This window comes from Pseudomonas sp. S09G 359 (assembly GCF_002843605.1).
Classification (GTDB): Bacteria; Pseudomonadota; Gammaproteobacteria; order Pseudomonadales; family Pseudomonadaceae; genus Aquipseudomonas.
In genome coordinates this window covers 1,702,817-1,728,944 of record NZ_CP025263.1, presented here as the reverse complement: position 1 = coordinate 1,728,944, position 26,128 = coordinate 1,702,817, and the positions used below count along the sequence as shown (strand labels likewise).

Below are 26,128 nucleotides of genomic sequence, written 5' to 3'. Positions count from 1 at the left end.
TGATCCATGCCTTCTTCCAACGCCCCGATTGCCCGCAAGGCCCCAGGCCAGGACCCGTATGCCTGGCTGCAGGAACGTGACACCCCGGAAGTGCTCGATTACCTCAAGGCCGAAAATGCCTGGCAGGAAGCCCAGCTCGCCGACCAGCAGGCGCTGCGGGACAGCCTGTTCGAGGAGATCAAGGGCCGCATCCTCGAAACCGACCTGTCACTGCCCTCCCCGTGGGGCCCGTACCTGTATTACACGCGCACCACTGCCGGTGACGAATACGCCCGCCACTACCGCTGCCGCCGCCCCGCCGACGACAGCAACCAGGTGGACGACAGCAGCGAAGAACTGCTGCTGGACCCGAACGTGCTGGCCAATGGCGGCTTCTTCTCCCTCGGCGCGTTCAGCATCAGCCCCGACCATCAGCGCCTGGCCTACAGCCTGGATACCAGTGGCGAAGAGATCTACACCCTGTTCGTGAAGGAATTGGCCACCGGCAAGGTCAGCGAACTGGAATTCGAAGACTGCGACGGCAGCATGACCTGGGCCAATGACAGCCTGACCCTGTTTTTTGGCGAACTGGACGACACCCACCGCCCGCACAAACTGTATCGCTACCGCCTGGACGGCACGGCGGCGCAGGAAGTGTTCCATGAGCCCGACGGACGTTTCTTCCTGCACTGCTACCGCTCCAGCTCCGAGCGCCAGTTGCTGCTGGCCCTGGGCAGCAAGACCACCAGCGAAATCTGGGCCTTGGACGCCAACCAGCCGCAGTTGGATTTCACCTGCCTGGCACCACGGGTCGAAGACCACGAATACGATGTCGACCACGGCCAGTTGAATGGCGCGTGGACCTGGTTCATCCGCAGCAACCGCGATGGCATCAACTACGCCCTCTTCGTGGCGACCGACATTGGCGACGTGCCGACCGAAGATGAGTGGCAGAACCTGATCCCCCACAGCGACGAGGTCATGCTCGACGGCGTGAGCCTGAACGCCGGTGCCATGACCTTGAGCCTGCGCATCGGCGGCCTGCCGGTGATCGAAGTGCACCCCGAGGGCCTGCCGGCCTATCGCGTGGAATTGCCCGACGCCGCCTACAGCCTCTACGTACAGAACAGCCTGGAATTCCCCAGCGATAAAATCCGCCTGCGCTACGAAGCCCTGAACCGCCCAGCCCAGGTGCGTCAGCTGGAATTGGCGACAGGCACGCAAGTGGTGCTCAAGGAAACCCCGGTACTCGGCGTGTTCAATGCCGACGACTACGTGAGCCAGCGCCTGTGGGCCACTTCCGCCGATGGCACCCAGGTGCCGATCAGCCTGGTGGTCAAGCGCGACCAGCTCGGCAAGGCCACGCCGCTGTACCTGTATGGCTACGGCGCCTACGGTTCGAGCCTCGACCCGTGGTTCTCGCATGCGCGCCTGAGCCTGCTCGACCGTGGCGTGGCGTTCGCGATTGCGCACGTGCGCGGCGGCGGCGAGCTGGGTGAAGCCTGGTACCGCAACGGCAAGCAGGAACACAAGCAAAACACCTTCAGCGACTTTATCGCCTGCGCTGAACACCTTATTGCGCAAGGCCTGACCACCTCCAAGCAACTGGCTATCAGCGGCGGCAGTGCCGGCGGGCTGTTGATCGGCGCCGTGCTCAATCAGCGCCCGGCGCTGTTCCAGGCGGCCATTGCCGAAGTGCCGTTCGTCGATGTGCTCAACACCATGCTCGACCCGGAGCTGCCGCTGACCATCACCGAGTACGACGAATGGGGCAACCCCGAAGAGCCTGAGGTATACGAGCGCATCAAGGCCTACGCGCCGTACGAAAATGTGAGCGCCCAGGCCTACCCGCACCTGCTGGTGATCGCCGGCTACAACGACAGCCGCGTGCAGTACTGGGAAGCGGCCAAGTGGGTGGCCAAGTTGCGCGATACCAAGACGGACGACAACCTGCTGCTGCTCAAGACCGAGCTGGGTGCCGGCCACGGTGGGATGAGCGGTCGTTACCAGGGATTGCGTGACGTAGCGCTCGAATATGCATTTGTGTTCAAGGCGCTGGGGCTGATTTAGGAACTTAGCGGGGCGGCCCTGTCTGAACACAGGACCGCCTAACTGTTTGATGGACCAAGATTGCAGCTATGCCACTACCGACCCTGATGAACAACGAAATCCGCGACATGCTGATGGACTGCGGCCTGTTCGACCCGCTGCTCCCGGAAGATTTTCATGTGGCGGCGGGCTACTTCAATATCAGCAGCATTGCCCGCGATGAAGTGATCTTCCTCGAAGGCGATGCCGGCACCTTCATGTGCATCATCCACAGCGGCCAGGTGGCGGTGCAGAAAACCCATCACGACGGCCAGCGCCTGACCATCGCCACCCTGCGCAGTGGCCGGGCCTTCGGCGAAATGGCCGTGCTCGACGGCGAGCGGCGCTCGGCCAGCTGTGTGGCGGCCAGTGATTGCGTGTTGCTCAACCTGGGCAAGGACTCCCTGGAAAAGATGCTCAACGAAGCGCCCAGGGTCGCCGCAAAAATCATCCGCGCCATCGCCATTGCCCTGTCCAGGCGCCTGCGCATGGCCGACGGGCAATTACTGACGCACCAGGTTTAACCGCCAGGCGTCTTGGGCTTGCTGTCGTTTTGCTGCAGGCCAGGTACGGTCTGGTCCTTGGGTGGCGTCGGCAGCACGATGGGGGCCAAGGGCGGTGAGCCGTTGGTCTTGGGCAAGGCTGGCGGGCTGACTTGCGGGTACAGCGTCGGCGTCGGGGTGCCCGGCGCGCCTGGGGTGGGTGCGGGCGCAACCGGTACGGTTTGCAACTCCTGCGCCTGCGCCGCACCCAATGTGAGCGCGCCAAGCACAATGACCGTTAGAATGCTGCACTTCATCGATGGCTCCATGGCCTGACCGGAATATCGTAAGGCTACTCCCAACCGCGCAAGAATGCCCTTCCCAATGAGATTTCCATGAAACGTTTCGTTCTGCTGGACACCACTCCGATCCCCGATAACGGCGGTGCCTTGTGCCTGTTCGAATACGGTGAAGATTTTGTCATCAAGATCCAGGGCGGTGACGGCGGCCAGTTGATGAACACGCGCATGCACGGCTCCGAAGACGCGCTGGCGGAAATCCCCTGCCGCAAGGTGGCCGGTCGCCCAGGTTCGCGGGTGTTGATTGGCGGGTTGGGCATGGGCTTTACCCTGGCCTCGGCACTCAAACATCTGGGCAAGAGCGCCGAAGTGGTGGTGGCGGAGCTGGTGCCGGGCGTGGTCGAGTGGAACCGTGGGCCGCTGGGCGAAAAGTCCGGCCGCCCGTTGCTGGACCCGCGCACAGTGATCCGCATGGAAGACGTGGCCAAGGTGCTGCAGGCCGAGCCCCAGGGTTTTGACGCGATCATGCTGGATGTGGACAACGGCCCCGAAGGCCTGACGCAAAAGGCCAATAGCTGGCTCTACTCTGCCGGCGGCCTGGCCGCCTGCGCCAAGGCCCTGCGGCCCAAAGGGGTGCTGGCGGTGTGGTCCGCCAGCGCCGACAAACTCTTCAGCGACAAACTGCGCAAGGCCGGTTTCAAGGCCGAGGAAGTGCAGGTGTTCGCCCATGGCAACAAGGGCACCCGGCACACCATCTGGATTGCGGAGAAGCTCAAGGGCTGATCACGCTCAACCAGCCCCCTCCCACATTGGAAATGCGGTTCCGCGTCAGTGGTGGGAATTGCGGTAGTCGATCACGTACGGCACTTTTTTGTCGAAGGTCTTCTCCAGCTCATCACGGTCGAGGGCGGGCATGCCTCCCAGTTGATGGGCGGTGAAACCGCTGTCGCCCACCGGTGAGCCCGGCGCCAGGCTGACCATGCGCTTGGCCACGGCTTCAATGGCGTCCTTGTAGCCACCTTTCTTGTTCAGGTTGAACGCGCTCAGGTCCATCTGCGTGCGCAGCCAGTTGCCCCAGTAGAACTCCAGGAATTCCGGTGCGATCTCGCCGCCGTCCGGCTTGGCATACGCAGCCTTGCGGGTGAAATACACCAGGCTGCGGAACATGTCGTCCTGCAGGTTCTTGAAGCCCAATTGGGCCGGCAGTTCGTTCGGCGTCAGGGTTTGCCCCTGGTTATCCTTGAGCCAGACCTTGCGCGCCGCTTCCATGCGCTGCCAGAAGACGGCGAGGCTCGGGCTGTTGCTGAAGTCGTCGGTGACCTTGACCCACATCTTCAAGCGCGGGCCGCCGCCGGGGGCTTCCCACAAGGTGGTGAAACTATGGTGACCGTCGGTCAGGTAGAGCTGGCCGGCGGGGCCGACGACGACGGTTTTCATGTCCTCGGGGTGGGTGCCTACCGGGCTCTTGCAACTGAAGCTCGACGGGGTGTGCAGGTCGGCGTGCTCGGGCACCTTGTCGGACTCGCCCTGGCCATTGGTCTCGCAGTATTCATCGAAGAGCTTGGCCCGTTTGTCGGTAAACAGCCCCAGGCTGTAGTAAATCTGGTCGAACCCCACCACGGCCTGGGTCGGGTGCAGTTGGTCGAGAGCTACCTCGATCACCTGGCCTGGCTGGGGTGTGGAGAATGCCTGGGCGTGAGCCGCCAGCCCGCAGAAAAACAGTGCAACTGTCCATGTAGGTAAACGCATAGGTTTCAGATCCTTATGAAAGTGAGTGAACCGATACTACAAACGTTCGCTGGCGGCTAGAATCAACGCTATCCGTGACCACCCAATATCAGGAGCCATGATGAGCTCGACCAACCCGCCCTCCCACACCGCCAAGCTGGACCGCATCCTTGCTGATGCCCAGCGTGACCGGGAAATGGGCTACCGCGACAAAGCCTTGAAGATGTACCCGCATGTCTGCGGCCGTTGTGCGCGTGAATTCGCCGGCAAACGCTTGAGTGAACTCACCGTACACCACCGAAACCACAATCATGATGACAACCCCCAGGACGGTTCCAACTGGGAGTTGCTCTGCCTGTACTGCCACGACAACGAACATTCGCGCTACACCGACCAGCAGTACTTCGGCGAAGGCTCCACCAGCAGCCCGACCATTGCCAAGGCCACGCACAACCCGTTTGCGGCGTTGGCGGGGTTGATGAAGAAAGACGACTGAGATTGCTGTTGCAAGTGAGTTTGTATGGTTGCAGGGCTTGGGTGGCAAGTGAGCTTGTGTGATTGAAGGGCTTGTGTGGCGAGCGGGCTTTGTGTGGCGAGCAGGCTTGCCCGCGTTGGGGCGCGAAGCGGCCCTAAAACCATTCACCTCATATTTTTCTGAAAAAATGAGGTGATTCTATTGGGGCCGCTTCGCAGCCCAACGCGGGCAAGCCCGCTCGCCACATAAACTCGCTTGCCACAAAATCCCTGCAACCACCCAAGCCTTCAACCACACAAGCTCGCTTGCCACACGGCTTAGGCCAATCCCCGTATAATTGCTGCTTTTCTCCAAGGCACCCTTCCCCGTGGGCAATAAACGCTACAGCTGCATCGGTCTGTATAACCCCAAATCCCCCGAAAACGTCGGTTCGGTCATGCGCGCCGCCGGCTGCTACGGCGTGGCCTCGGTGTTCTACACCGGCGTCCGTTACGAGCGCGCACGGGACTTCATCACCGACACCAAGAAGGTCCATCACGATATTCCGCTGATCGGCATCGACGACCTGAAAAAAATCCTGCCCCTGGGCTGCATCCCGGTCGCCGTGGAACTGGTGGAAGGTGCCCGCCCGCTGCCCGAATACACCCACCCCGACCGCGCGCTGTACATCTTCGGCCCCGAGGATGGCTCGCTGGATAAAGAGATTCGCGACTGGTGTGAAGACGTGGTGTACATCCCGACCACCGGCTGCATGAACCTCGCCGCGACTGTCAACGTAGTGCTCTACGACCGCCTGGCCAAGGGCAACAACACCCGTTCGGGCCCCAAATACTGATATTTTTGGAACATCCGGCGCCCGCCAGCAGTCAGCTATTTACACTTGCCCTTGTTGGAGACCGATCATGAGCGACAGCAAAACCTTGCGACCTATTATCGAACACGCGCCCTTCCAGACCGAGCCCACGCAGAACGTGCACGGTTGGGAGCGCATCGGTTCGGTAGCCGGCGGCGTGATGATGGTAGGCAAAGGCCTGCGCCGTGGCGGGATTTTCGGCTTGATCCAAGTGGCGATCGGCGGCGTGGCCCTGGCTCGCGGCTTTACCGGCCACAGCTCGCTCAAGGACAAGCTGGAACAGGGCCGTCAGGAGATGAATAGCCTGCGTACCAAGGTCGAACGCGCCGGCGCCGAGTTGAAAAACTTGAAGACCAAAGCCGAAGTGGCGGCCGAGAAAGCCACCAAATAGTCAGACTTAACCACAATCAAATGTGGGAGGGGGCTTGCCCCGATAGCAGAGTGTCAGCCACCACATACAGTGGCTGAGCCACCGCTATCGGGGGCAAGCCCCCTCCCACATTTTTGCTTTATGCATGGCTTCGGATCAGTGCAGTAGCTTGGAGTCCAGCACCACCGACGATTCGCCGATGATGCTCTCGGCCAACTGCACGAACTCCGCAGTCGTAATGCTATTGGCCCGCATCACCGCCTGTGCGAGGTCATCCAGGGAACGCTTGTTATGGGTTTTCACGCGGATCTCGCGGTCCAGCTCCTGCAACACCACCACCGCCCGTGACACCGTCGCGCCGCTGATGTGCTCGCCGCGCAGGCTGCTCACGTCCTTGCCGTCCTTCACCAATCGCGCTTGGATCGCCTGGTAGCGTTCATCGGTGATGCCACCGGCACGGCGCAGCAGTTCAATCGCGTAATACTCGCCCAGGCCTTCGCTGATCCAGTCACTGGTGTCATGGTCGTTGAAGCGGCCAATCGCCTGCACCACCTCGCGGATCAACGGGCTGCTGCCGTTTTCGCTGACCAGCGGCGTGCGGCTGTTGAGGTAGATCGAGTCGCGTGCCGAGAAGGCGCCACGGCGCATCGGGTCGCTGGCGCCGACCACCAGCAACTTGGCCGGATGACGCGGGAATGCCGCCTCCACCTGGGGCCAGACGAAGGTCAGCAAGGTCAGCACATCCATGCGGCGCATGGCCTGGCCTTTGGGCGAGGCCACGGTCACTTCGCTCTCGCCCAAGCGAATACGGCGGCTGCCGAGGTTGCCGGCGAGCATCCAGCCGGTGGGCCGGTCGAACAGGCGCGAAACGTTATCGATGCGGAATTTGTTCTTGCCGATGCGTGGCCATGCGGTTTCGACGCTTTTCCAGCCGGCCGGCAATTCGAACACCAGCCGCGAGACCAGCTCGACGCCGTCCTGCTGGTCGAGACGCGCGGGCGGCACCAGGTCTTCGCCGCGAAACAGTGCCCAACTCGGGGTCATCCGCGCTTCATAAATACCCGGCTTGCGCGCGTGGGTCAGGCGTACACGGTAGGTCAGGCTGGCCTTACTGGCGCTTGGCTGCCACAGGCCGCGGTGCTCATTGACACTCCATTGGCCATCGGCCTTGAAGTCGCTGTAGTCACCGTCGTGGCCCAGGTCGAAGTTCAAGCTGCGCACCGCCGAGCCCTGGGACAGGCTGACCCGCACCTCGGCCTGGTCGCTCTGGGGTAACAGCTTGACGTGATAATCCAGGTCGACTTTCTTCGCGCACCATCCCGGCGTGCTCAGCACCAGCAACATCAGGCTTGCCGCCAGCTGGGTTCCCACCTTCATACACACTCCTTTTTAACCCGCGCGGAAAATCAGGTAATCCTCCCAGTCATCTTCGGGCACGCTGCCTTCGCTGAGCATGCGCCCGGACTGGGAAATGCGTTCATGGTGCACGGCATCGCGGTCGCCGCAGACCAGGTGGTGCCACAAGGGCAGGTCCTTGCGCTCGCTGACCAGGCGATAGCCGCAGGTGGGCGGCAGCCATTTGAACTGGTCGGCCTGGCCCGGGGTGAGCTGGATGCAGTCGGGCACCGAGGCGCGGCGGTTGGGGTAGTCGCTGCACTGGCAGGTTTTCAGGTCCAGCAGTTTGCAGGCGATACGCGTGTAATAGACGCTGTTGTCATCTTCGTCTTCGAGCTTTTGCAGGCAGCACAGGCCACAGCCGTCGCACAACGACTCCCACTCCTCCTGATCGAGGTGTTCAAGGGTTTTGCGTATCCAGAAAGGTTCGACTTTGGCGGCCATGGCTCTACATCGGTAGCGGTACATTAAAAGGCCGCCAGTCTAGTGCCCAAGCCCCTTATAACCAAGTGCTTACGACTGGCGGTGTAACAACACTTGTCAGTGTAGTGGCCGCGCAGTAGCTTTGAACGCCGAATTGACGATCAGGAACTGCTCATGACCCGTGTTGCCGACTATCCGATCCACACCCAGTTCACCGACCGCTGGTCGCCTCGCGCCTTTACCGGCGAGAGTATCCCGCAAGAAACCCTGCTGAGCTTTTTCGAAGCCGCACGCTGGGCGCCGTCGGCGTACAACTCGCAGCCTTGGCGTTTTCTCTACGCGCGCCGTGACACGCCGAACTGGGAGCGTTTCCTGGGCCTGCTCAATGAGTTCAACCGTAACTGGGCGCAGCACGCGTCGGCCCTGGTGATCATCGCCTCGAAAACCGACTTTATCGCCCCTGGCGCCACGGAAGAAACCCCGGCGCTGTGGCACACCTTCGACACCGGCTCGGCCTGGGGCCACCTGGCGCTGCAAGCCAGCCTCAGCGGCTGGCACACCCACGGCATGGCCGGCTTCGATCAGGAGCTGACCCGCCAGGAGCTGAAGATTCCAGAAGGTTATGCGCTGCACGCGGCCGTCGCCGTCGGCAAACTGGGGGACAAGTCGACCTTGCCGGAATACCTGCAAGGCCGTGAAGCGCCAAGCCCGCGCAAGCCGCTGAGCGAGTTGGTCTCGGAAGGTGATTTCAGCCTCTGACAGCCGCTCAGCCGTGACAGTGAGTTGCCCCTTTGCCGGGGCAACTCACTGTCACGGCCTAGGCTTCAAGGTGCGGCTGCGAACAATGCTGCATATTCGTTGAGTACCGTTTGTTTGTTGCGCTGGTACATCTCCATCAGGAACGGCGGCATCCATTCAGCCTGCATCGCGTCCAGGTCCACCGGGTAGACCTTTTTGTCCGTGGCCGAGTACATGTAGTTTTTAAGCTGCATGTCGTTATGGTAGATATTCTTTGCCTCCATTTGCTCGAACACATCCGCCAACAGTGAGCGTGCCTCAGGTGGTAAATCGCCCTTTTTGATATGCCCAAGATCCGTCCCGTCGATGCGGCCCATGACTAAATAAAGACGCCCGTCATCAACTGCCGTATGCGCAAACCCATCGCCATAATATTTATTGAGGTACTCGACTTCCGACAGTTCGGTAATCTCGTCGGGTGCTTGCGAGGTCGGACCAAAATCCTTGTACGCGCGTTTCCCGTCACGGCTGGCGTAAACGATGCCCTCGCCGCCCTGACCGATCACGGGGCCAAGGTCTGCCTTGATCGACGGCGGTTGGCCGCCCAGCAGCCCCAAGCGCTGCCACCGATTAGCCTCGACCTGCTCCACCAGCAACGATGTCTGCCGGTTATTGTGGTACACCCGCGCCTGGATTTTCCCCTCAGCGGTACGCGTGACCTGCCGCACTTCGTAAACCGCGGTATGGCCTGTACTGTCGGTGTGACGGATATGGGACAGGCCCCCGTCAGCAGCTACATACACGCCCTGACTGTTGGGCGAGAGCCCGGCAATGTTCGACTCGGGCACGTTGAATTGGCGAAACAATGCGTTACTCAGCTCGCCGTCGGGTACCGAGGACAACGGCGGCGGACGGAACCGCCCAACCACTTTCGCCACGGCATAACGACCGCCGCCCAGCAGCAGATCCCCCACCCCAGCCAAGGGGTTGAAGGCTTCGATCACGCTCGCCCCGACAAACCTCGCCGCCTTGGCCGCCTGCCCCACCGATGACACCGCCTTGCCCAAGACCTTGCCCGCCTGCGCCGCCTTGCCCGCGCCCAACGTAACCAGGCCCACCGCATCCAGGGCCAGGTCAAACAGGCCTTGGCCAATATGGCCGTTTTGAAAGTTGACGATGGCTGAACGCAAGGGGATCAGGTTCAGGAAAAACTCGGCAACCGCCTCGTCTCGCGCACTGTCCTGATCATAGGAAGTGATGCCCCTGGCCTCATTGAGCAGATCAGCGTTTTTCAAGTCGAGAGCCTTCACGAAGGCATCCGCAATCGCGTGACTGCGCCTGGAATTGAAACTGTCAGGCGCCGCCGTGCCCTCGGCCCGCGCCTGAAACTGCCCGGCGTCATCAGGTTCAAGCAACGCGGTTCGCGAGAGGATATTCGCCTCGCGCGTCTCCAGCTTGGAGGCGGTGTAAGGCTCGGTACGGCGGCGGATCAGAGAGTTGTGCTTCTCGATGACGCCACGTCGCGTGTCGATCGTGTAGACATTGACTTGCCCATTTCTCGTCGCCTTCACCTCCAGGGTATGCCCACGGGTGCGCAGGGTGGGCGGGGTCAATAAGTCCGTAGAAATTTTGTATTGGTGGGTCTGGAAAAACTCCAGCTTGCCAAGTTCCAGGTTCTCGCGGTCGTCCAATGGCAATGTACAAATCAGGTTGTGCACGGCCGTCTGGTGCCCCACTTCGTGGGCGTGGATGGCGGCGTCGTAGGCGGTCTTGAACGAACCGGCGACCCCGAGCGTGCCCGCTTCATACAGGGCGCAGAATTTACCGATGGGGATACGCGCGTCTTGGGTAATCCAATGTTGCTGGTTCCTCAGCGAGTCTCCCTCCATAACGATATCCAGCATCGAGCGCATTCCCGGATAAACCCCCGGCCGCCCTTTTTTCAACGAGGCCTTTTGCAGGTGCCTGACCTTGAACAGCTTGGTATCCAACTCGGGAAACGCCGCTTCAAGCTCGGCAAGCGCCATCGTTTCCCGGCTGGGAATCGGCGTTTGCAGCAGGGTGCTGGCGTTTTTCAAGGCATTCAATTGGTTGTTGTACGCGAGCCGCACCCGCTCCATCTCATCGTCCGAGGGCTGCGATTGAGTGCTGGCGAGAAACCCGTTGGCCACCCCCCACGCCCGCAAGGCCTGCTGGGCCGTCTGCTGGCTGGCCGCGTCGTTATCGAGCGCCTCGGCAACCAGCAGAATCTCGGCGTACCCCATGGCGAGTGTGCGCCCGGGGGTCTGCGCCTCGATCCTCGCCACGGCTATCGCCAATTGGGCCCAAAGCACACTGGCGTTAGTCACGCTGGGCGGGATGTCCTTGACCAGATAGTGCGGCGCCACCCTGGCCAACAGCAGATAGGCCCCGAGATAGGCGGTTTGCGTGCTGGCCCGGCCTTGCTCAATCAAATGGGCGGCCAGGTCTGCAATCACTGCCGACGCGGGTTGCCCCCAGTGCCGACGGTGCGCCAGGTCAAATCCCGCCACCGACGTACCGGTGGGCGCCGCCAGAGGTTGCGGGTCAAGACCGAGGTGGATGGCCGTCATCACGTAATCGTCGGCGTTGCCGTCAGTGGCCGCCCCGCCCAGCCGGGTCTGGATCGCCAGCCCCAACGCCTGCGCCTTGGATGAGCCGAGCAGTTTCTCCATGGCGACCACCGGCTTTTTCAGGTCAGACTCAAGCACCGTGCTGCCGCTGAGCAGATACCCCAGCGCCCCCTTGGTGTCGTCTGCCAACGGCAGGTCGGGCAACCCACTGGTGTTGCTCTGCATCAGCGCGAGAATGCGCTGCTGATCCTGAGCGGGCATCGGCAGCGCCCAGGACAGCCCGCCACTGAAGTTCCCCAGAGGATGGACCTGCGCCTGCCGGGTCATTTCCTCCGTAAGGTCAGCCAGGGCTTTCAGGGTTTTCGGGAGCGGCAAGCCGCTGCCGAGGATAAACGCTTCAAGGCTGACCAGACGGTTGGGCGGCAGCGGCTGAAGGGGTCGGTAGGAAGCGTCTTCGCACACGTACATCGTGGTGCTTTTCAAGTGCGCGGTCAGGGCGGCTTCCATCTGAGCCCTGGCCTGCGCCATCGAGGTCGACTGTTTCGCAACGAGCTGCCGCGGCAGTGCCTGCAGGATTCCCTGGAGCTTATCGGCCAGGGCGGCTCCGTTGCAGTGGTCGCCCAGCGCGAGGTTCAAGGCCGATGGTTGCGCACGTGGCGACTCGGGCGCCGGCGCTTGCGACGGTGCCTCATCGTTGGAAACAAGGGATTGGAACGGCGCCATAGGGCGCGTATGAATGGCGGGCGATGCAAGCGTAGTCATGCTGGAACCTGTCCTTAGTCAAATGGATCCTTCAAAAGACGCGACCTTGCGCCCTTTGCCTGTACTGGGTGTAAAACCCCGCAAAGGCGGTTCCATCTTGACTGTCAGGTTGTGTGTATATGAGCAAATGTGAACAACTACGCCCGCCCGCCGGGCGTGCCGTCAATAACCGCGGTCGAAACTCACTTCGCCGCGCAGGGCCTGCTTGGCCTGATACGCGCGCAGATTTTCCAGGAACAACGCCACCATCATCGGCGGCGATGTCGGCGCGGAACTGTGCCCGGTCAACAGCAGGCCCCAGGCGGTCCAGAACGGATGGCGTTGTGGCAACGGTTCCTGGCGGCACACATCGATCACCGCGCCGGCCAGGTGCCCTTCTTTCAAGGCCTCGACCAGGTCGGCATCGACGACGGCCACACCGCGCCCGACGTTGATAAACAGGCCGGTCGGCTTGAATTGCTTAAACAGCGCTGCGTCGTACAGGTCATGGGTGTTCGGCGTGTTGGGCAGCAGGTTGATCACATAATCCACCTCGCCCACCAGCCGGCCCAATTGATCGAGCCCGGCCACTTCGAGAAACGGCGCCTGCTCCCGCTCGCTGCTGGCGATGCCGTAAAGCTTGACGCCAAACGGCAGCAGAAACTCGGCGACACTCTGGCCAATATCGCCGGTGCCGACGATCAGCACCTTGCGCCCGGCCAGGCTCTGGCCGGTGCGGTTGTCCCACTTGCGCTCGACCTGGCTGACCAGCCGCGCCAGCACTTCGCGCTCATGGCCGAGCATATAAGTGAGGACAAATTCGGCCATGACCTGGCCATAGATGCCCACCGCGCGGGTCAGGCGATAGTCACGCGGCAAGCCTTCGGCCAGCAGCGGCGTGATGCCCGCCCAGGTCGATTGCAGCCACTGCGGGCGATGGCCCTGGCGCAGCAGCGTGGCCAGCAGGTCCGGTTGGCCCAGCCACACCGGGCAATCGGCAGCCAGGCGCGACAGTTCGGCCGAGTCGCCGCTGGTGAGCACCTCAAGGTCCGGCGCCACTTCATTGAGCAGTTGGGCGTAGAGCGGGTGATCCTGTTCAGCAATCAGAACACGCATGGTTCAAACCTTTCAAAAACAGTGCAGACGGCCGCCCGCTTCCTTACGGCCACCGCCCACTAATACGATTTCATTCAAACACGTGCCCCGGACAGGGCACGGACCCGATCACATCGGGTCGTTGCGACGCAGCAGCTCTTCGGGCAAGTGTTCGATGTACTCGTCCTCGGCCGGCGGCATTTGCAGGTGGTAGCCCTGCTTGTCGAGGTTTTCCAGAACCACCGTGATGTCTTCACGCGACAGCTTGCGCTCCGGCGTCAGTATCATCTCGAACGCCAGATGAGCCTTGCCGAAGGCGGCCATCAACGGTTCCGGCACACGCTCCAGGGCGTCGCTCTTGAGCACGTAGAGGTACATGCCGTCTTTTTTCAGGCTGCGGTAGATGGAGCAGATACGTTTCAAGGCTGTTCTCCGGCAGTGGCCAGGCTGTCGAGCAGCGCTTGGCCCATCAACTCGCGGCGCCAGCCACGCAGCGAGTCTGGCAATTTATAAGGCCCATCGGGGTAGCCACTTTTAACCAGGGCTTCGAGGGTTTTCTTGCGCAGCATCAGTTCCGGCGCCATGTCGAGGCGCTCGGCTTCGGCCTGGCCCAGGGCGCGCAGGTGCTTGATCAGTGTAGCGGCGTCTACCGGCAACGGCTCGGCCACGGCGGGCGGCCATTGGTCCACGGGTACGCTGCCGGCACGCTTGATCAGGTCCAGCAGGAACTGGCCATCCTGACGGACGGTGCGCGGGTGCATGTCTTCAATCTTACCCAGCGCGGCGAGGTTATCCGGCTGGGATTTGGCCAGGGGCCACAGCGAGTGTTCGCGAATGATGCGGTTGCGCGGCAGGTCACGGGCACGCGCCTGCTGCTCGCGCCAGGCACACAGTTCGCGCAGCACGGCGAGTTGGGCACGGGACAGTTTCCACGCCAGCTTGGCGTCGCGGTACACCTCGTACGGGTCGACCTCACGGCGCAGGTTGGCCACCAGTTCGGCGCCGTCTTCCAGCACCCAGGCGTATTTATCGTCCGACAGGCGCGGGCGCAGGCGGGTATAGACCTCGGCCAGGTGCACCGCGTCTTCGGCGGCGTAGCTGATTTGCGTCTCCGACAACGGCCGCTGCAGCCAGTCGGAACGGGTTTCGCCCTTGGGCAACTCGATATCGAGTACGGCCTGCACCAGGCGCGAATACCCCATGGAGAAACCAAGGTTCAGGTACGCGGCGGCCAATTGGGTGTCGAACAGCGGCACCGGCAGGCTGCCGGTCAAGCGCAGCAACACCTCAAGGTCTTCACTGCAAGCGTGCACCACCTTGATCACCGCAGGGTTTTCCAACAGGGCGGCCAACGGTTGCCAGTTGTCGATGGTCAGGGGGTCGATCAGGTAAGCGCGCACGCCATCACCGATCTGGATCAGCCCGGCAATGGGATAAAAGGTGTCGACCCGCATGAATTCGGTGTCGAGGGCGACGAATGGCAACTGCTGCCATTCGGCGCAATGCTGGCCGAGGCTATCGTTGTCGCAGATCCAGTGAATATCGATGGCCACACGGCTCTCCCTTGAAGAATGGCGCGCAGTATATATCGCGAAAGGGACTTGCGAGCATTCGCAGTGCACAGGCAACCATGAAAACTCAGACAGGAGATGAAGAATAGTCCTACAACCGGGACTTATCCTCTCTTACGCAGCACGTAGACCCGCCACAGGCTGGAGCCTGGCATGAATTCCTGCTGGTGCAGGACCTTGAAGCCGGCCTGGCGGAACTCATCTTCTGCGGCCGTACGCGCATTGACGGAGATAATCACCGTGTCGCGGCTGACCCGGTGGAACTCGCGCAGTAACGCCAACCGCCCTTCACTGCTGGGTACATGGCGAAACAATTCCAGGCAGAAAATGCAGTCCACCGCATTCGCCGACAGCCCGATGGAAAACGCCGAACCCTGAAACGTCTTGACGCGCTTGAGCAGCGTCGCCGGGTGGTGGGTGCAGGCGTGGTCGAGCATGTCCTGGGAATTGTCCGAGGCCAGGATCACGCGGTTGACGTGCTCGGCCAATACCGGCCAAAAGCGCCCAGAGCCACAGGCCAGGTCCAGCACCAGCCCCGGTTCGCCGGCAACTTTCAGCGCCTGGCGCACCATCCACTCGTCGCGCCATGACGCCAGGCGCCGCCGCAAACCGGGTGGCCGAGTGTCGCCGCAGACCCTGGCGTGCTCACGGTCACAGCGCTCGGCGTATTCAATCTCGATGGGTGAGGGAGGTTGTGGCGACATCGCGGGCTCATATGAGTGAAACGGTAGTGAACGACCTTGATCCGCAGCTTAACCACTGCAATGTCAAAAAAAGGTCGAAAGCTTCACCCCAGGCATATTGTGGCCGGCGGGCTTGTTGCAGTGAGTGGGCTTCTTGCGGCTAGCGGGCTCTTTGTGGCTAGCAGGCTTGTTGTAACTAGCAGGCTTGTTGTGGCGAGCGGGCTTGCCCGCGTTGGGGCGCGAAGCGGCCCTAAAACCATTCACCGCATTTCTGTCTGAACGGGTGGGGCGGCCTGATTGGGGCGGCTCCGCCACCCAACGCGGGCAAGCCCGCTCGCCACAACAAGCCCGCTCGCCACAACGAGCCCGCTCACTACAACAGGCCCACCGTCCACTCACGCCTGATGCAGGTACCAGCGCCAATCCTGCTCACCCACCTCGCCCATGAACTGGCGGTATTCAGCACGTTTTACCGCCAGGTACACACCCAGGAACTCACTGCCGAACGCCTCCCGCGCCCAGCTCGAACCTTCCAGCGCACGCAGGGTGGTGAGCCAGTCGGTAGGCAGCAACTCCTTGGCCTGGGCGTAGCCGTTGCCCTCCACCGGGGCGCCGGGGTCGCGTTGTTCGCGGATGCCCCGGTGTATACCCGCGAGGATCGCCGCCGCCGCCAGGTAGGGGTTGGCGTCGGCGCCGCAGATGCGGTGCTCGATATGCCGCGAGTTGGCCGGGCCGCCAGGCACGCGCAGGCTGACGGTGCGGTTGTCGACGCCCCAGGTGGCGGCCAGCGGCGCATAGCTGTTGGTCTGGAAACGCCGGTAAGAGTTGGCATTGGGGCAGAACATCAGCAACGCATCCAGCAAGGTGCTGAGCATGCCCCCCACTGCTTGGCGCAGCAGCGGCGTGCCGTCGGCGGCTGCGCTGGCGAACAGGTTGTTGCCCTCGGCATCCGCCAGGCTCACGTGCATATGCATGCCGGTGCCCGCCAGGTCGTCGAACGGCTTGGCCATGAAGCAGGCGGTCATCCCGTGCTTGTGCGCCACGCCCTTGACCAGGCGTTTGTAGCGCACCGCTTCATCCATCGCCTGCAACGCATCGGCGCGATGCTCCAGGGTGATTTCCACCTGGCCCGGGGCGTATTCGGAAATCGCCGTGCGTGCCGGGATGCCTTGCAGTTTGCAGGCGCTGTAAAGGTCGGCGAGGAACGGCTCGATCTGCTCCAGTTCGCGCAGGCCGTACACCTGGGTCGAGCGTGGCCGCCCGCCGTCCACATCCCGTGCCGGTTGCGGGCGGCCGTTGCTGTCGGGCTTCTGGTCGAGCAGGTAGAACTCCAGCTCCGCCGCCATCACCGGGTAATAACCGTCGGCCTGCAGCCCTTCGATTACCTTTGCCAGCAGGTGCCGGGGGTCAGCCACGGTGGCGGGCAAGCCCTCGCTGGGGTGCATGCTGACTTGCACCGCCGCCGTGGGGATAAGGCGCCACGGCATGCGCTGCAAACTGCCGCTGATCGGGTAGGCGCGGCAGTCGATATCGCCCACCTCCCACACCAGCCCGGAGTTTTCCACGTCATCGCCATTAATGGTCAGGCCAAGGATAGTGCTGGGCAACGGCCGGCCGCTGGCATACACCGCCAGTAACTCGTCGCGGTGCAATAACTTGCCGCGTGGCACACCGTTGTTGTCGAGGATAAACAGCTCGAACATCTCAATGTCCGGGTTTTGCTCAAGGAAGGACTGGGCTTCATGCAGGCTGGCAAAAACACTCATGGGCTTTCTCATACGTTTGCGTCAGGCAGGCGCGCCGGCGCCGCCGGGCAGATGCGCACAGGTGCGCGTCATCCATGGGGCAGATCAACGTAGGAGGCAGGAGTCTGGTGGGCGCGCATGTCGGCAGTGGAACAGCGCCCAGAAGGCCAGCGCGGACGGCAGTAGCGCGGGATGTGTATCGGAGCAGCCGTCCATGCGGGGATCACATTGAAGTAGGTACCGGCAGCGTCACACGCCGGGATAGGCGATTAAATTCAGGGTTGGCGGAGTTTGGTTGCGGTTTGACTAAACATTCACGCCGCCTTGCCACCCTGCCCCGCGCTGGAAATAATGACCGCCCGACATGCTCCAAGGATTCGACCGCATGAAAACAACAATAACCCTGTGCGTACTGGCGAGCCTGGCCACCTCCGCCCTGGCAGACACCGCCCCCTCGCGCCTTGACGCGGTGCTTGCCCGTGGCACGCTCACCGTCTGCACTACCGGCGACTACAAGCCCTACACGTCGCTGCGCTCCGACGGCAGCTATGAAGGCATCGACATCGCCATGGCCGAGTCCCTGGCCAAGAGCCTCAACGCCAAGATCGCCTGGGTGCCCACGACCTGGAAAACCCTGATGCCGGACTTCCTCGCCCAGCGCTGTGACATTGCCGTGGGCGGTATTTCGGTGTCCCTGGAGCGCCAGAAAAAAGCCTTCTTCAGCCAGACCCTCGGGGTGGACGGCAAGATTCCGCTGGTGCGCTGCGCCGATGTGCAGCGCTATCAGACCGTCGAGCAGATCAACCAGCCGCAGGTGCGTGTCATCGAACCGGCGGGCGGCACCAATGAGGTATTTGCCCGCGCCCACCTGGGCCAGGCGCAGATCCGCCTGCATGACAATGTCACGATCTTTGACGAATTGCTGGCGGGCAAGGCCGATGTGATGATCACCGATGCCAGCGAGGCGCGTTACCAGCAGAAGCTCAAGCCTGGGCTGTGCGCGGTCAACCCGGACCGGCAAATGCAATACAGCGAAAAGGCCTTCCTGCTGCCACGCGATGACGTGGCATGGAAAAGCTACGTCGACCAATGGCTGCACCTGAGCGTTGCCACCGGGGTATACGACGGCATCGTCAACCAATGGTTGGCAGCGCCCTGAGCCAGGGCCGTCTACGCTCTGGTCACACTTATAACAACGAGGGATGGACCATGAAGGCAATGCTGCGAATCAGCTGGCTGCTGCTGTTGTGTTTCAGCCAGGTGCATGCCGCAACCACCGAGGATAAGGACGCCGAGGCGGCCAAGGCCTTGCTCGAAAAAGCCCTGGCTTATTACCAGAGCAATGGCGACAAGGCGTTCGCCGCGTTCAGCCGCCAGGGCGAGTTTGTCGACCACGACCGCTACGTATTTGTGGTGGATACCCACGGCGTGCTGCTGGCCAGTGGCGGCCCCTCCTCCGCGCTGATCGGCCGGGATGTCAACGAAGTGCTCGGGCCGGATCTGCGCGAATCATTCCAGGCCGCACTTGATGTGCCGGAAGGCCAGGGCATCCAGCAGGCCGACTACCGCTGGCAGAACTGGAACGACGGCAAGGTCGAGCGCAAGCATGTGTTCTACCAGCGGGTGGGCGAGCGCATCGTGGCCGTCGGTTATTACCTGCCACGGGCCACCCCGGAACAAGCCCGGGCCCTGCGCAACAAGGCGGCCACCGCGCTGCTCAAGGATGAGGCCGGCACGCTCAAGGCCATCAACTCATTGCAGGGTGGTTTCCTGCAGGATGACCTCTATGTGTTCGTGGTGGACCTCAACACCCAGCGCTACGTGGCCCACGGCACCAACCTGCGGCTGATCAACACCGACTTCAGCAAGATCAAGGACCCCGACGGCAAACCGGTGGGCGAGCCGATCCTCAAGCTGTTGGCCGAGCAGGACCAGGGTGAGTACAAATACCGCTGGAAAAACCCGGTGACCGACAAGGTCGAGAACAAGCATGCCTATGTGCGCAAGGTCGGGCATTTCATGGTAGCGGTCGGGTACTACAGCCCCTAAGCCAATGGACTGAAGTGTAATCAAAGGTGGGAGTGGGCAAGCCTCCTCCCACCTTTTGATCTCTATCTTGTCAGTTATTTGGCCTTGTCTTCACGGCCGCGCAGCACCCGATTCGGCATCGCAATTGCCGCCGCCAGCCCCAGCAGCGATACCGCCGCGCTGACCATCAGCAAATGCCGGAACGTGACCCCCAACTCCCCGCGCAGGGCATCCTGCGCTGGGCCCGGGGCGGCGTTCAGGCCATCGAGCAACACGTTGCCGGAACTGCCTTCGGCCACCAGCGCACCACTGGCCAAGTGGGCGAAGCTGGAATCCTGCAACAGCGCCAGCAGCAACGCCGACATGCACGCCACCCCCACCGCGCCACCAAGGGAACGAAACAGGTTGGTGGTACTGGTGGCGACACCGATGTCGCGTTGTTCCACCGAGTTTTGCGACCCCACCAGGGAGGTGGGGAACTGCATGCCGGCGGCGATCCCGCACAGCAACATGAACACGCCGGTCAGCAGCACATCCTGGGGCGCGCTGAAGGCCATGCCAAGGATCGCCAGCGGGCTTAGCAACGCGCCAGAAAGGATCATCGGTTTATAGCGCCCGGTCACCGAGGTCATGCGCCCGGCGGAATACGCGCCCATGGGCAAGCCCATCGCCAGGGGCAGCAAATGCAAGGCGGCGCTGTCGGCACCGCCACCGGTAACCGTCTGAAAGCGCAGCGGCATCAGCACCGTCAGGGAAATCGCCTGGAAGCTGGTGAAAAATACCGTGCACCAACACAGCACCGCACTGCGGTTGGCAAACAGGTGCATCGGCAGCAAGGGCTCGCGTGCGCGGCGCTCGTGCCAGACAAACAGGCTCAAGGCCACCAACGCGCACGCCAACAACCCCAGCACTTCATCATCACGCCAATGATGCCCCTGGCCGATTTCGGTGATGCCCAGCAACAAGGCGCTCAGGCCGATAATCATCAGCACCGTGCCGAGGTAATCGATGATCGGCTTGCGCTGCGGCACCGGCAGCCCCACCAGCGTGCGATGGGCCACATACCAGGCACCGGCGCCCAAGGGCAGGTTGATCAGGAACACCCAGCGCCACGACAAGTACTCGGTCATATAGCCGCCCAATACCGGCCCGGCCACGCTGGCCACCGCGTACATGCCGCTGAAATACCCCTGGTAGCGCCCGCGCTCGCGGGGCGGGATGATATCGCCGATGATCGCCTGGCTCACCGAGATCATCCCCCCGGCGCCGATGCCCTGCAGCACCCGCGCCAGCACCAGTTGCTCCATGCTTTGGGCCATGCCGCAGAACAGCGACGCCACGGTGAACAGGCCCATGCCGATCAACATCATCGGCCGGCGCCCGTACAGATCGCCGAGCTTGCCGTAAATCGGCACTGCCACCGTCATCGCCACCATATAGCCGGAGATCACCCAGGCCAGCAGGTTGACGTCATGGAATTGCGCGGAAATGGCCGGCATGGACACGGCGACAATGGTCTGGTCCAAGGCGCCGAGGAAGATCGCCATCATCAACGAGGCGAGAATACTGCGCACCGCGGGCAGCGGTGCAGCGGGCTGATTGAGCTGAGTCACGGCAGAACCTTCGAGCAAGGCCCGCAGGAAAAGGCAGCCCGCGGGAATGCTCGATACGATAGCAGGCTATTCGATAGCTTCGTAAGGAAGCCCGACGTAATTTTCCGCGATGGTTCTGCGACCGGCTTCGGAGCCGATGAAATACTCCAGTTCGCTCTGGGCAATACGCTGGCTGAAACCATCCGCCTGCGGAAACTGGTGCAGCATGGAGGTCATCCACCATGAGAACCGCTCGGCCTTCCACACCCGGCGCAGGCAGATGGCGGAATAGCGCTCGAGCAACTCCACCCGCCCCTCGCGATACACCTTGAGCAAGATCCGAAATAGCGTGCTCACGTCACTGGCCGCCAGGTTCAAGCCCTTGGCCCCGGTAGGCGGCACGATATGCGCGGCGTCCCCCAGCAGGAACAGGCGCCCGTACTGCATCGGTTCCACCACAAAACTGCGCAACGGCGCGATGCTTTTTTCGATCGACGGGCCGGTCACCAACTGCTCTGCCAGATCGCTGGGCAGGCGGGTTTTCAGTTCATCCCAAAAGCGTGCATCCGGCCATTCATCCAGCGCCTCGTCGACCGGCACTTGCAGGTAGTAACGGCTGCGGGTCGGCGAACGCATGCTGCACAAGGCAAAGCCACGCGGGTGCTTGGCGTACACCAACTCCGGGTGAATGGGCGGCGTATCGGCAAGAATCCCCAGCCAGCCGAACGGGTAGACGCGCTCGAAGACCTTCAGCGATTCAGCCGGGATCGACTGGCGGGCAATACCGTGGAAACCGTCGCACCCGGCGATGTAGTCGCAGTCCAGGCGAAACGCCTCGCCCGCGTGCTCGAAAGTCAGCCAGGGCCGATCACTTTTCAGGTCGTGAGGCTGTACGTTGCACGCCTCGTACAGGGTGGTGGCACCAGCGGCGGCGCGGGCGGCCATCAGGTCGCGGGTGACTTCGGTCTGGCCGTAGATCATCACCGATTGGCCGCCGGTCAAGGCTTTGAGGTCGATATGCGTGAGCTGGCCATTGAGCGCCAGTTCGAAGCCGTCATGCACCAGGCCCTCGGCATCCATGCGTTGGCTCACGCCGGCCTCGCGCAGCAGGTCGACCATGCCTTGCTCCAGCACCCCGGCGCGGATGCGGCCTTGCACGTAATCGGCGCTCTGGCGCTCAAGGATCAGGGTTTGGATGCCGGCGTTGTGCAGCAGCTGGCCGAGCAACAGTCCGGAGGGACCGGCGCCAATGATGGCGACTTGGGTTTTCAGCGTTTTCATTATTTTTATGGCCCGCAAATTACACTCGAACGGATTCAATGAAAGAGTTGTCATTGATGTTGTTGCTGACATTTTTCACTTGAGTGAGCGGCATAAGAAGGTGAAAACTGCGCCAAAGCCTGCGCTTTTTGCCAATCGGGGCGATTACCGCACCAATCTCCTGGCTATTGGATTGAAATCATGACCAAAACCGCGATTCCGGTCTTCAAGCTTTACGGGGAAAGCCAGCAATGGCCGACACCCGATTTGTTGCACTGTGAAACCATTTCCCGGCGCAGTCGGGAATACCAGTGGGAAATCCAGCCCCACCGGCACGCGGATCTGTGCCAGTTGCTCTACGTGCACAAAGGCCAGGCACAGTTGGAAATCGAAGGCCAGCGCACCACGCTCAACGAAGCCACGTTGCAGGTATTACCCCCGCTGTGTGTGCACGGGTTCCGTTTTTCGGAAGATGTCGAAGGCTACGTGGTAACCCTGGCGGCGCCGCTGGTCAGCCATTTGCAAGCCCAATTGGGCGCCGCCGTGGACGGCCTGCAGGCCCTCGGCAGCTACCCGGCGGGCAAGGACCGCGACTACCTCAATAGCCAGTTCGCGCGCCTGCAGGACGAATACGCCGATGAGCAACCCGCCCGGGACATGATGATGCACGCCCTGGTCAGCGTGTTATTGGTGTGGATCAGCCGCCAGGCGATCCAGCGGCGTCACCCACGGGCCCCGAGGGGGCGCGAGTATTTCCGGCGCTTCACCCAACTGGTCGAGCAGCACTACCGTGAACACCCGAAAATTGAGGACTTGGCCCACAAGCTCGGCATCTCGGTCTCACACCTGAACGGCACATGTCGGGAATTGGGCGGGCAGCCTGCATTGCAGATCATGCATGACCGCCAATTGCTGGAAGCCAAGCGCCTGCTGACCTACACCAGCATGACCATCAATGAAATGTCGGAGGTATTGGGGTTTTCCGACCCAACCAACTTCTCCCGGCTGTTTCGCCGACGGGTCGGGTTCTCGCCCAAGGCATTTCGCGAACAGTTAAAGGCCGAGCAGCCTACCTGAGCGCACTGAAACTGCCGGTATGGGGAACGCATTGGTCCTGATGGCAGCTGATCGCAAAGGTCGGCTGCATACGGGTCTGCTCCACGCGGTAGGCGGCGGTGCCATACAGCGCACTCGCCAAGGCGCAAAGGGTGAAAATCATCAGGTATTTTCTGGTTTTGATGCCCATGGCAAAGACCTCTGAGCGGATCTGTACGCTACTGTTTAAAGCATAGGCCAGCCAGGGCGAGTTGCCATTATTGGACGACATTCAACCGGTTTATGTCGCCTTACAGATCGATGTCCCACACGGGCTCTTCCGGAAACCTCAGCACCAGGAAATCCAGCAGGCTGCGCAGCGCCGACGGCATGTGCTTGCGCGAAGCGTAGACCGCGTAGATGTTCATCTGACGGGGTTCTGCAGCGGGCAGCAGGCGCACCAGCTGGCCGCTGCGGATGTAGTCGCCGGCCTGGTAACTGGGCAGCATCGCCACCCCGGCCCCGGCCAATGTCACGCGCAGCAAGGTGCTGGCCTCGTTGGCGGTGATATTGCCGTGCACCGGCACTGACACGTGATCGCCCTTCTCTTCGAAATGCCACAGGCTTTTGCCGAAGTAGGAATGGGTCAGGCAGTTGTGTCGGGCCAGGTCTTCGACTTTCTGCGGGGCCGGGTGCGCCAGCAGATACGCCGGCGTGGCACACACCACTGAGCGACAGACGGTCAGGCGCCGGGCGATCAGGTTGGGGTCCAGGTCATTGCTGGTGCGGATGGCCAGGTCGATGCGTTCATCCACCAGGTTCACCGTGCGGTCGAGCATCTGCATGTCGACCGTGACCAACGGATAGCGCCTGACATACTCGGCGATGGCCTCGGCCAATTGCGCCTGGCCGAACGAGGTGCTGACACTCAGGCGCAGCAGCCCACGGGGCGCGTCATCCGGCTCGCTGACGGCGGCCTGCATGTCGCCGCACAACTCCAACAGTTGCCGACAGCGCGGCAGGGTTTCACCGCCCGCCGCGGTAAGGCTGAGCTTGCGCGTGGTGCGGTGCAGCAAACGCGCGCCCACCCAGTCTTCCAGCTCGGCCAGGTAGCGCGACACCACCGGGCGCGACAGGTCCAAATGGTCGGCAGCGGCAGACTGGCTGCCCAGGTCCACCACCGTGACAAACACGCGCATTGCTTGAAGACGGTCCATGATTTGCCCGATTTTAGAAACAAACTATGTTCCAGCATCGCATTTTTAGTCTTGTTTGGTGCAACTAAGCTCTGTGCATCCTTCAACCACTGCTGGAACTGCCCCGATGCTCTCGACCCTCAAGCGCCTGACCCTGGCCACCGCCGCCCTGGCTTTTGCCGCCCATGCCGCCGCGGCCGAGCTGACCCTCGACGTGTACAACCCAGGCGAAGCAGCCATCTTCCCGGTCAGCTCGGTGCTGGTCAGCGGCGCCAAGGACGCGATCCTGGTAGACGCCCAATTCGGCAAGGGCCAGGCCGAACAGTTGGTGCAGAAGATCCGCGCCAGCGGCAAGCACCTGACCACCATCTACATCAGCCATGGCGACCCGGACTACTACTTCGGCCTCGACACCCTGACCGCCGCTTTCCCCGACGCCAAGGTGCTGGCGCCCCAACCGGTGGTCGACCATATCAACGCCACCGTGGCCGCCAAGCTCGCGTTCTGGGGCCCCAAAATGGGCGCCGACAAACCCGCTAAAACCATCGTGCCGCAGGTACTGCAAGGCGCCAGCCTGAGCCTGGAAGGCCAGCAACTTGAGGTGATCGGCCTGGACGGCCCACAGCCGGATCGCAGCTTTGTGTGGATCCCGTCGATCAAGGCAGTGGTCGGGGGTGTGGTGGTCTCGGAAAACATTCACCTGTGGATGGCCGACACCCAAACCGCCAAATCCCACAAGGATTGGCTGGCCACCCTGCAACGCATCGAGAACCTGAAGCCGCGCACGGTGGTGCCGGGCCACTACCTGGGCACGCCGACCCTTGAATCCGTGGTGTTTACCTCCGATTACATCCAGGCCTTCGACGATGAAGCCCACAAGGCCAAGAACTCCGCTGAGCTGATCGCGGCGATGAAAAAGCGTTACCCCACACTCGCCGACGAAAGCTCGCTGGAACTGAGTGCCAAAGTCGCCAAGGGCGAAATGAAGTGGTGAATGGTTTTAAACCCTGACGAACTGGAGAAGATCATGAGCAAGCTCGCAATTATTGGTGCCACCGGCCGCGCGGGTAGCCAACTGCTGGAAGAAGCGTTGCGTCGTGGGCATAGCGTTGTGGCTATCGCGCGCAATATTGAATCGATTGATGTGAAGCCGGGTGTGACGGTTAAACAGGTCGATGCGCTGGATGCTGACGCGCTGCAACAGGCCATCAGTGGCAGTGATGTGGTGATCAGTGCGGCGCACTTTGCCACGGTGCCCGCCGAGGCAATTATTGGCCCGGTGAAAAATGCCGGGGTGAAGCGCTTGCTGGTGGTGGGCGGCGCGGGTTCGCTCTTATTGCCCACCGGAGAAAGAGTCATCGACAGTGCCGGTTTCCCTGAGGAATACCGCAAAGAAGCCAGCGCCGGCAGTGAGTTTCTCGAAAAATTGCGCCAGGAAAAAGACTTGGATTGGTCCTTTCTTTCGCCATCAGCGGAGTTCGTTGAAGAAGCACGTACTGAAGATTTCCGTTTGGGCCACGACCATTTGTTGATCAGCAGCAAAGGTCGGAGCTGGATCAGTTTTGCCGACTATGCCATCGCCCTGATCGATGAAGTCGAAACGCCGAAGCATTCCCGCCAACGCTTCACCGTGGGTTACTGACCCAACGCGGTCAAAAATGTGGGAGGGGCGGTGCGACGATTCGACTTGCCCCCGATGGCGGTGGTTCAGTTGGAGCATCTTTGACTGACCCACAGCCATCGGGGGCAAGCCCCCTCCCA

General features: G+C 62.0%; 26 protein-coding genes. 12 read left to right on the top strand and 14 right to left on the bottom strand.

Annotated features, from left to right (window positions below):
* Positions 1-6: 6 nt before the first annotated feature.
* Together CXQ82_RS07850 and CXQ82_RS07845 are read left to right on the top strand one after the other, a co-directional pair.
* Positions 7-2,049 (top strand): S9 family peptidase, encoded by a 2,043-nt coding sequence (locus CXQ82_RS07850; protein ID WP_101267665.1) that lies wholly within the window; start codon positions 7-9, stop codon positions 2,047-2,049.
* Positions 2,050-2,117: 68 nt separating this feature from the next.
* Positions 2,118-2,591 (top strand): cyclic nucleotide-binding domain-containing protein, encoded by a 474-nt coding sequence (locus CXQ82_RS07845; protein ID WP_101267664.1) that lies wholly within the window; start codon positions 2,118-2,120, stop codon positions 2,589-2,591.
* On the opposite strand, the gene CXQ82_RS07840 is transcribed toward CXQ82_RS07845, so the two are convergent.
* Complete coding sequence (locus CXQ82_RS07840) at positions 2,588-2,866, bottom strand: hypothetical protein (protein ID WP_101267662.1); 279 nt, start codon at positions 2,864-2,866, stop codon at positions 2,588-2,590. The two genes, CXQ82_RS07845 and CXQ82_RS07840, sit on opposite strands and share 4 nt — an antisense overlap.
* Before the next feature lie 78 nt (positions 2,867-2,944).
* Here CXQ82_RS07840 and CXQ82_RS07835 point away from each other — a divergent pair, with 78 nt between their 5' ends.
* Positions 2,945-3,631, top strand: coding sequence for a spermidine synthase (locus tag CXQ82_RS07835; RefSeq protein WP_065929156.1), 687 nt, complete (start codon positions 2,945-2,947; stop codon positions 3,629-3,631).
* Positions 3,632-3,676: 45 nt separating this feature from the next.
* Here CXQ82_RS07835 and CXQ82_RS07830 read toward each other — a convergent pair whose 3' ends face one another.
* On the bottom strand, positions 3,677-4,597 hold the full coding sequence (locus tag CXQ82_RS07830) for a ParB/Srx family N-terminal domain-containing protein (RefSeq protein WP_101267661.1): 921 nt from the start codon (positions 4,595-4,597) through the stop codon (positions 3,677-3,679).
* Positions 4,598-4,697: 100 nt separating this feature from the next.
* Here CXQ82_RS07830 and CXQ82_RS07825 point away from each other — a divergent pair, with 100 nt between their 5' ends.
* From CXQ82_RS07825 to CXQ82_RS07815, 3 genes are all read left to right on the top strand, one after another.
* Positions 4,698-5,072, top strand: coding sequence for a YajD family HNH nuclease (locus CXQ82_RS07825; protein ID WP_003210675.1), 375 nt, complete (start codon positions 4,698-4,700; stop codon positions 5,070-5,072).
* Between the two features lie 346 nt (positions 5,073-5,418).
* The gene (locus CXQ82_RS07820; RefSeq protein ID WP_003189607.1) at positions 5,419-5,886 is read left to right on the top strand and encodes an RNA methyltransferase; all 468 of its coding nucleotides are present in this window, start codon (positions 5,419-5,421) and stop codon (positions 5,884-5,886) included.
* 67 nt (positions 5,887-5,953) lie between these two features.
* Positions 5,954-6,295, top strand: a complete 342-nt coding sequence (locus tag CXQ82_RS07815; RefSeq protein WP_101267659.1) for a DUF2892 domain-containing protein — start codon at positions 5,954-5,956, stop codon at positions 6,293-6,295.
* A 135-nt stretch (positions 6,296-6,430) separates the two neighbouring features.
* On the opposite strand, the gene CXQ82_RS07810 is transcribed toward CXQ82_RS07815, so the two are convergent.
* Both CXQ82_RS07810 and CXQ82_RS07805 read right to left on the bottom strand, forming a co-directional pair.
* Positions 6,431-7,651 carry a hypothetical protein gene (locus tag CXQ82_RS07810; protein ID WP_101267657.1) on the bottom strand — a complete coding sequence of 407 codons (1,221 nt, stop codon included), beginning with the start codon at positions 7,649-7,651 and terminating at the stop codon, positions 6,431-6,433.
* A 12-nt stretch (positions 7,652-7,663) separates the two neighbouring features.
* Positions 7,664-8,113, bottom strand: coding sequence for a YcgN family cysteine cluster protein (locus CXQ82_RS07805; protein ID WP_065950524.1), 450 nt, complete (start codon positions 8,111-8,113; stop codon positions 7,664-7,666).
* A 153-nt stretch (positions 8,114-8,266) separates the two neighbouring features.
* On the opposite strand from CXQ82_RS07805, the gene CXQ82_RS07800 reads away from it, so the two are divergent.
* Positions 8,267-8,851: a nitroreductase family protein gene (locus CXQ82_RS07800; protein ID WP_101267655.1), complete on the top strand. Its 585-nt coding sequence runs from the start codon at positions 8,267-8,269 to the stop codon at positions 8,849-8,851.
* Positions 8,852-8,916: 65 nt separating this feature from the next.
* Here CXQ82_RS07800 and CXQ82_RS31235 read toward each other — a convergent pair whose 3' ends face one another.
* From CXQ82_RS31235 to CXQ82_RS07770, 6 genes are all read right to left on the bottom strand, one after another.
* Positions 8,917-12,183, bottom strand: coding sequence for a hypothetical protein (locus CXQ82_RS31235; RefSeq protein ID WP_157832148.1), 3,267 nt, complete (start codon positions 12,181-12,183; stop codon positions 8,917-8,919).
* Positions 12,184-12,345: 162 nt separating this feature from the next.
* Positions 12,346-13,278, bottom strand: a complete 933-nt coding sequence (locus CXQ82_RS07790; protein WP_101267653.1) for a D-2-hydroxyacid dehydrogenase — start codon at positions 13,276-13,278, stop codon at positions 12,346-12,348.
* 108 nt (positions 13,279-13,386) lie between these two features.
* Positions 13,387-13,680 (bottom strand): YcgL domain-containing protein, encoded by a 294-nt coding sequence (locus tag CXQ82_RS07785; protein ID WP_056857316.1) that lies wholly within the window; start codon positions 13,678-13,680, stop codon positions 13,387-13,389.
* Positions 13,677-14,810 carry a ribonuclease D gene (gene rnd / locus CXQ82_RS07780; protein WP_101267651.1) on the bottom strand — a complete coding sequence of 378 codons (1,134 nt, stop codon included), beginning with the start codon at positions 14,808-14,810 and terminating at the stop codon, positions 13,677-13,679. Before rnd ends, CXQ82_RS07785 begins: the two co-directional genes overlap by 4 nt.
* A 122-nt stretch (positions 14,811-14,932) precedes the next feature.
* Positions 14,933-15,532: a class I SAM-dependent methyltransferase gene (locus tag CXQ82_RS07775; protein WP_101267649.1), complete on the bottom strand. Its 600-nt coding sequence runs from the start codon at positions 15,530-15,532 to the stop codon at positions 14,933-14,935.
* A 374-nt stretch (positions 15,533-15,906) separates the two neighbouring features.
* Positions 15,907-17,277: a glutamine synthetase family protein gene (locus tag CXQ82_RS07770; protein ID WP_101267647.1), complete on the bottom strand. Its 1,371-nt coding sequence runs from the start codon at positions 17,275-17,277 to the stop codon at positions 15,907-15,909.
* A 364-nt stretch (positions 17,278-17,641) separates the two neighbouring features.
* Between CXQ82_RS07770 and CXQ82_RS07765 the strand changes: the two genes are divergently transcribed.
* Together CXQ82_RS07765 and CXQ82_RS07760 are read left to right on the top strand one after the other, a co-directional pair.
* Positions 17,642-18,415: a transporter substrate-binding domain-containing protein gene (locus CXQ82_RS07765; protein WP_101267646.1), complete on the top strand. Its 774-nt coding sequence runs from the start codon at positions 17,642-17,644 to the stop codon at positions 18,413-18,415.
* A gap of 50 nt (positions 18,416-18,465) precedes the next feature.
* Positions 18,466-19,305, top strand: coding sequence for a cache domain-containing protein (locus CXQ82_RS07760; RefSeq protein WP_101267644.1), 840 nt, complete (start codon positions 18,466-18,468; stop codon positions 19,303-19,305).
* A 74-nt stretch (positions 19,306-19,379) separates the two neighbouring features.
* Here the strand turns inward: CXQ82_RS07760 and CXQ82_RS07755 are convergent, their stop codons facing one another.
* Positions 19,380-20,897 carry an MDR family MFS transporter gene (locus CXQ82_RS07755; RefSeq protein ID WP_101273738.1) on the bottom strand — a complete coding sequence of 506 codons (1,518 nt, stop codon included), beginning with the start codon at positions 20,895-20,897 and terminating at the stop codon, positions 19,380-19,382.
* A gap of 66 nt (positions 20,898-20,963) precedes the next feature.
* Entirely contained in the window at positions 20,964-22,148 is a 1,185-nt protein-coding gene (gene pobA / locus CXQ82_RS07750; protein ID WP_177409947.1) for a 4-hydroxybenzoate 3-monooxygenase, read from the bottom strand.
* Between the two features lie 189 nt (positions 22,149-22,337).
* On the opposite strand from pobA, the gene CXQ82_RS07745 reads away from it, so the two are divergent.
* Entirely contained in the window at positions 22,338-23,213 is an 876-nt protein-coding gene (locus CXQ82_RS07745) for a helix-turn-helix domain-containing protein (protein ID WP_101267640.1), read from the top strand.
* Here CXQ82_RS07745 and CXQ82_RS31390 read toward each other — a convergent pair.
* Both CXQ82_RS31390 and CXQ82_RS07735 read right to left on the bottom strand, forming a co-directional pair.
* Positions 23,206-23,382 (bottom strand): hypothetical protein, encoded by a 177-nt coding sequence (locus CXQ82_RS31390; RefSeq protein ID WP_164445027.1) that lies wholly within the window; start codon positions 23,380-23,382, stop codon positions 23,206-23,208. The genes CXQ82_RS07745 and CXQ82_RS31390 overlap by 8 nt on opposite strands.
* A 100-nt stretch (positions 23,383-23,482) precedes the next feature.
* A complete protein-coding gene (locus CXQ82_RS07735) occupies positions 23,483-24,388 on the bottom strand; it encodes a LysR family transcriptional regulator (RefSeq protein ID WP_101267636.1) in 906 nt (301 codons plus the stop codon).
* A 106-nt stretch (positions 24,389-24,494) separates the two neighbouring features.
* Here CXQ82_RS07735 and CXQ82_RS07730 point away from each other — a divergent pair, with 106 nt between their 5' ends.
* On the top strand, positions 24,495-25,361 hold the full coding sequence (locus CXQ82_RS07730) for an MBL fold metallo-hydrolase (RefSeq protein WP_101267634.1): 867 nt from the start codon (positions 24,495-24,497) through the stop codon (positions 25,359-25,361).
* 33 nt (positions 25,362-25,394) lie between these two features.
* Positions 25,395-26,009: an NAD(P)-dependent oxidoreductase gene (locus CXQ82_RS07725; protein ID WP_101273737.1), complete on the top strand. Its 615-nt coding sequence runs from the start codon at positions 25,395-25,397 to the stop codon at positions 26,007-26,009.
* Positions 26,010-26,128 lie beyond the last annotated feature (119 nt).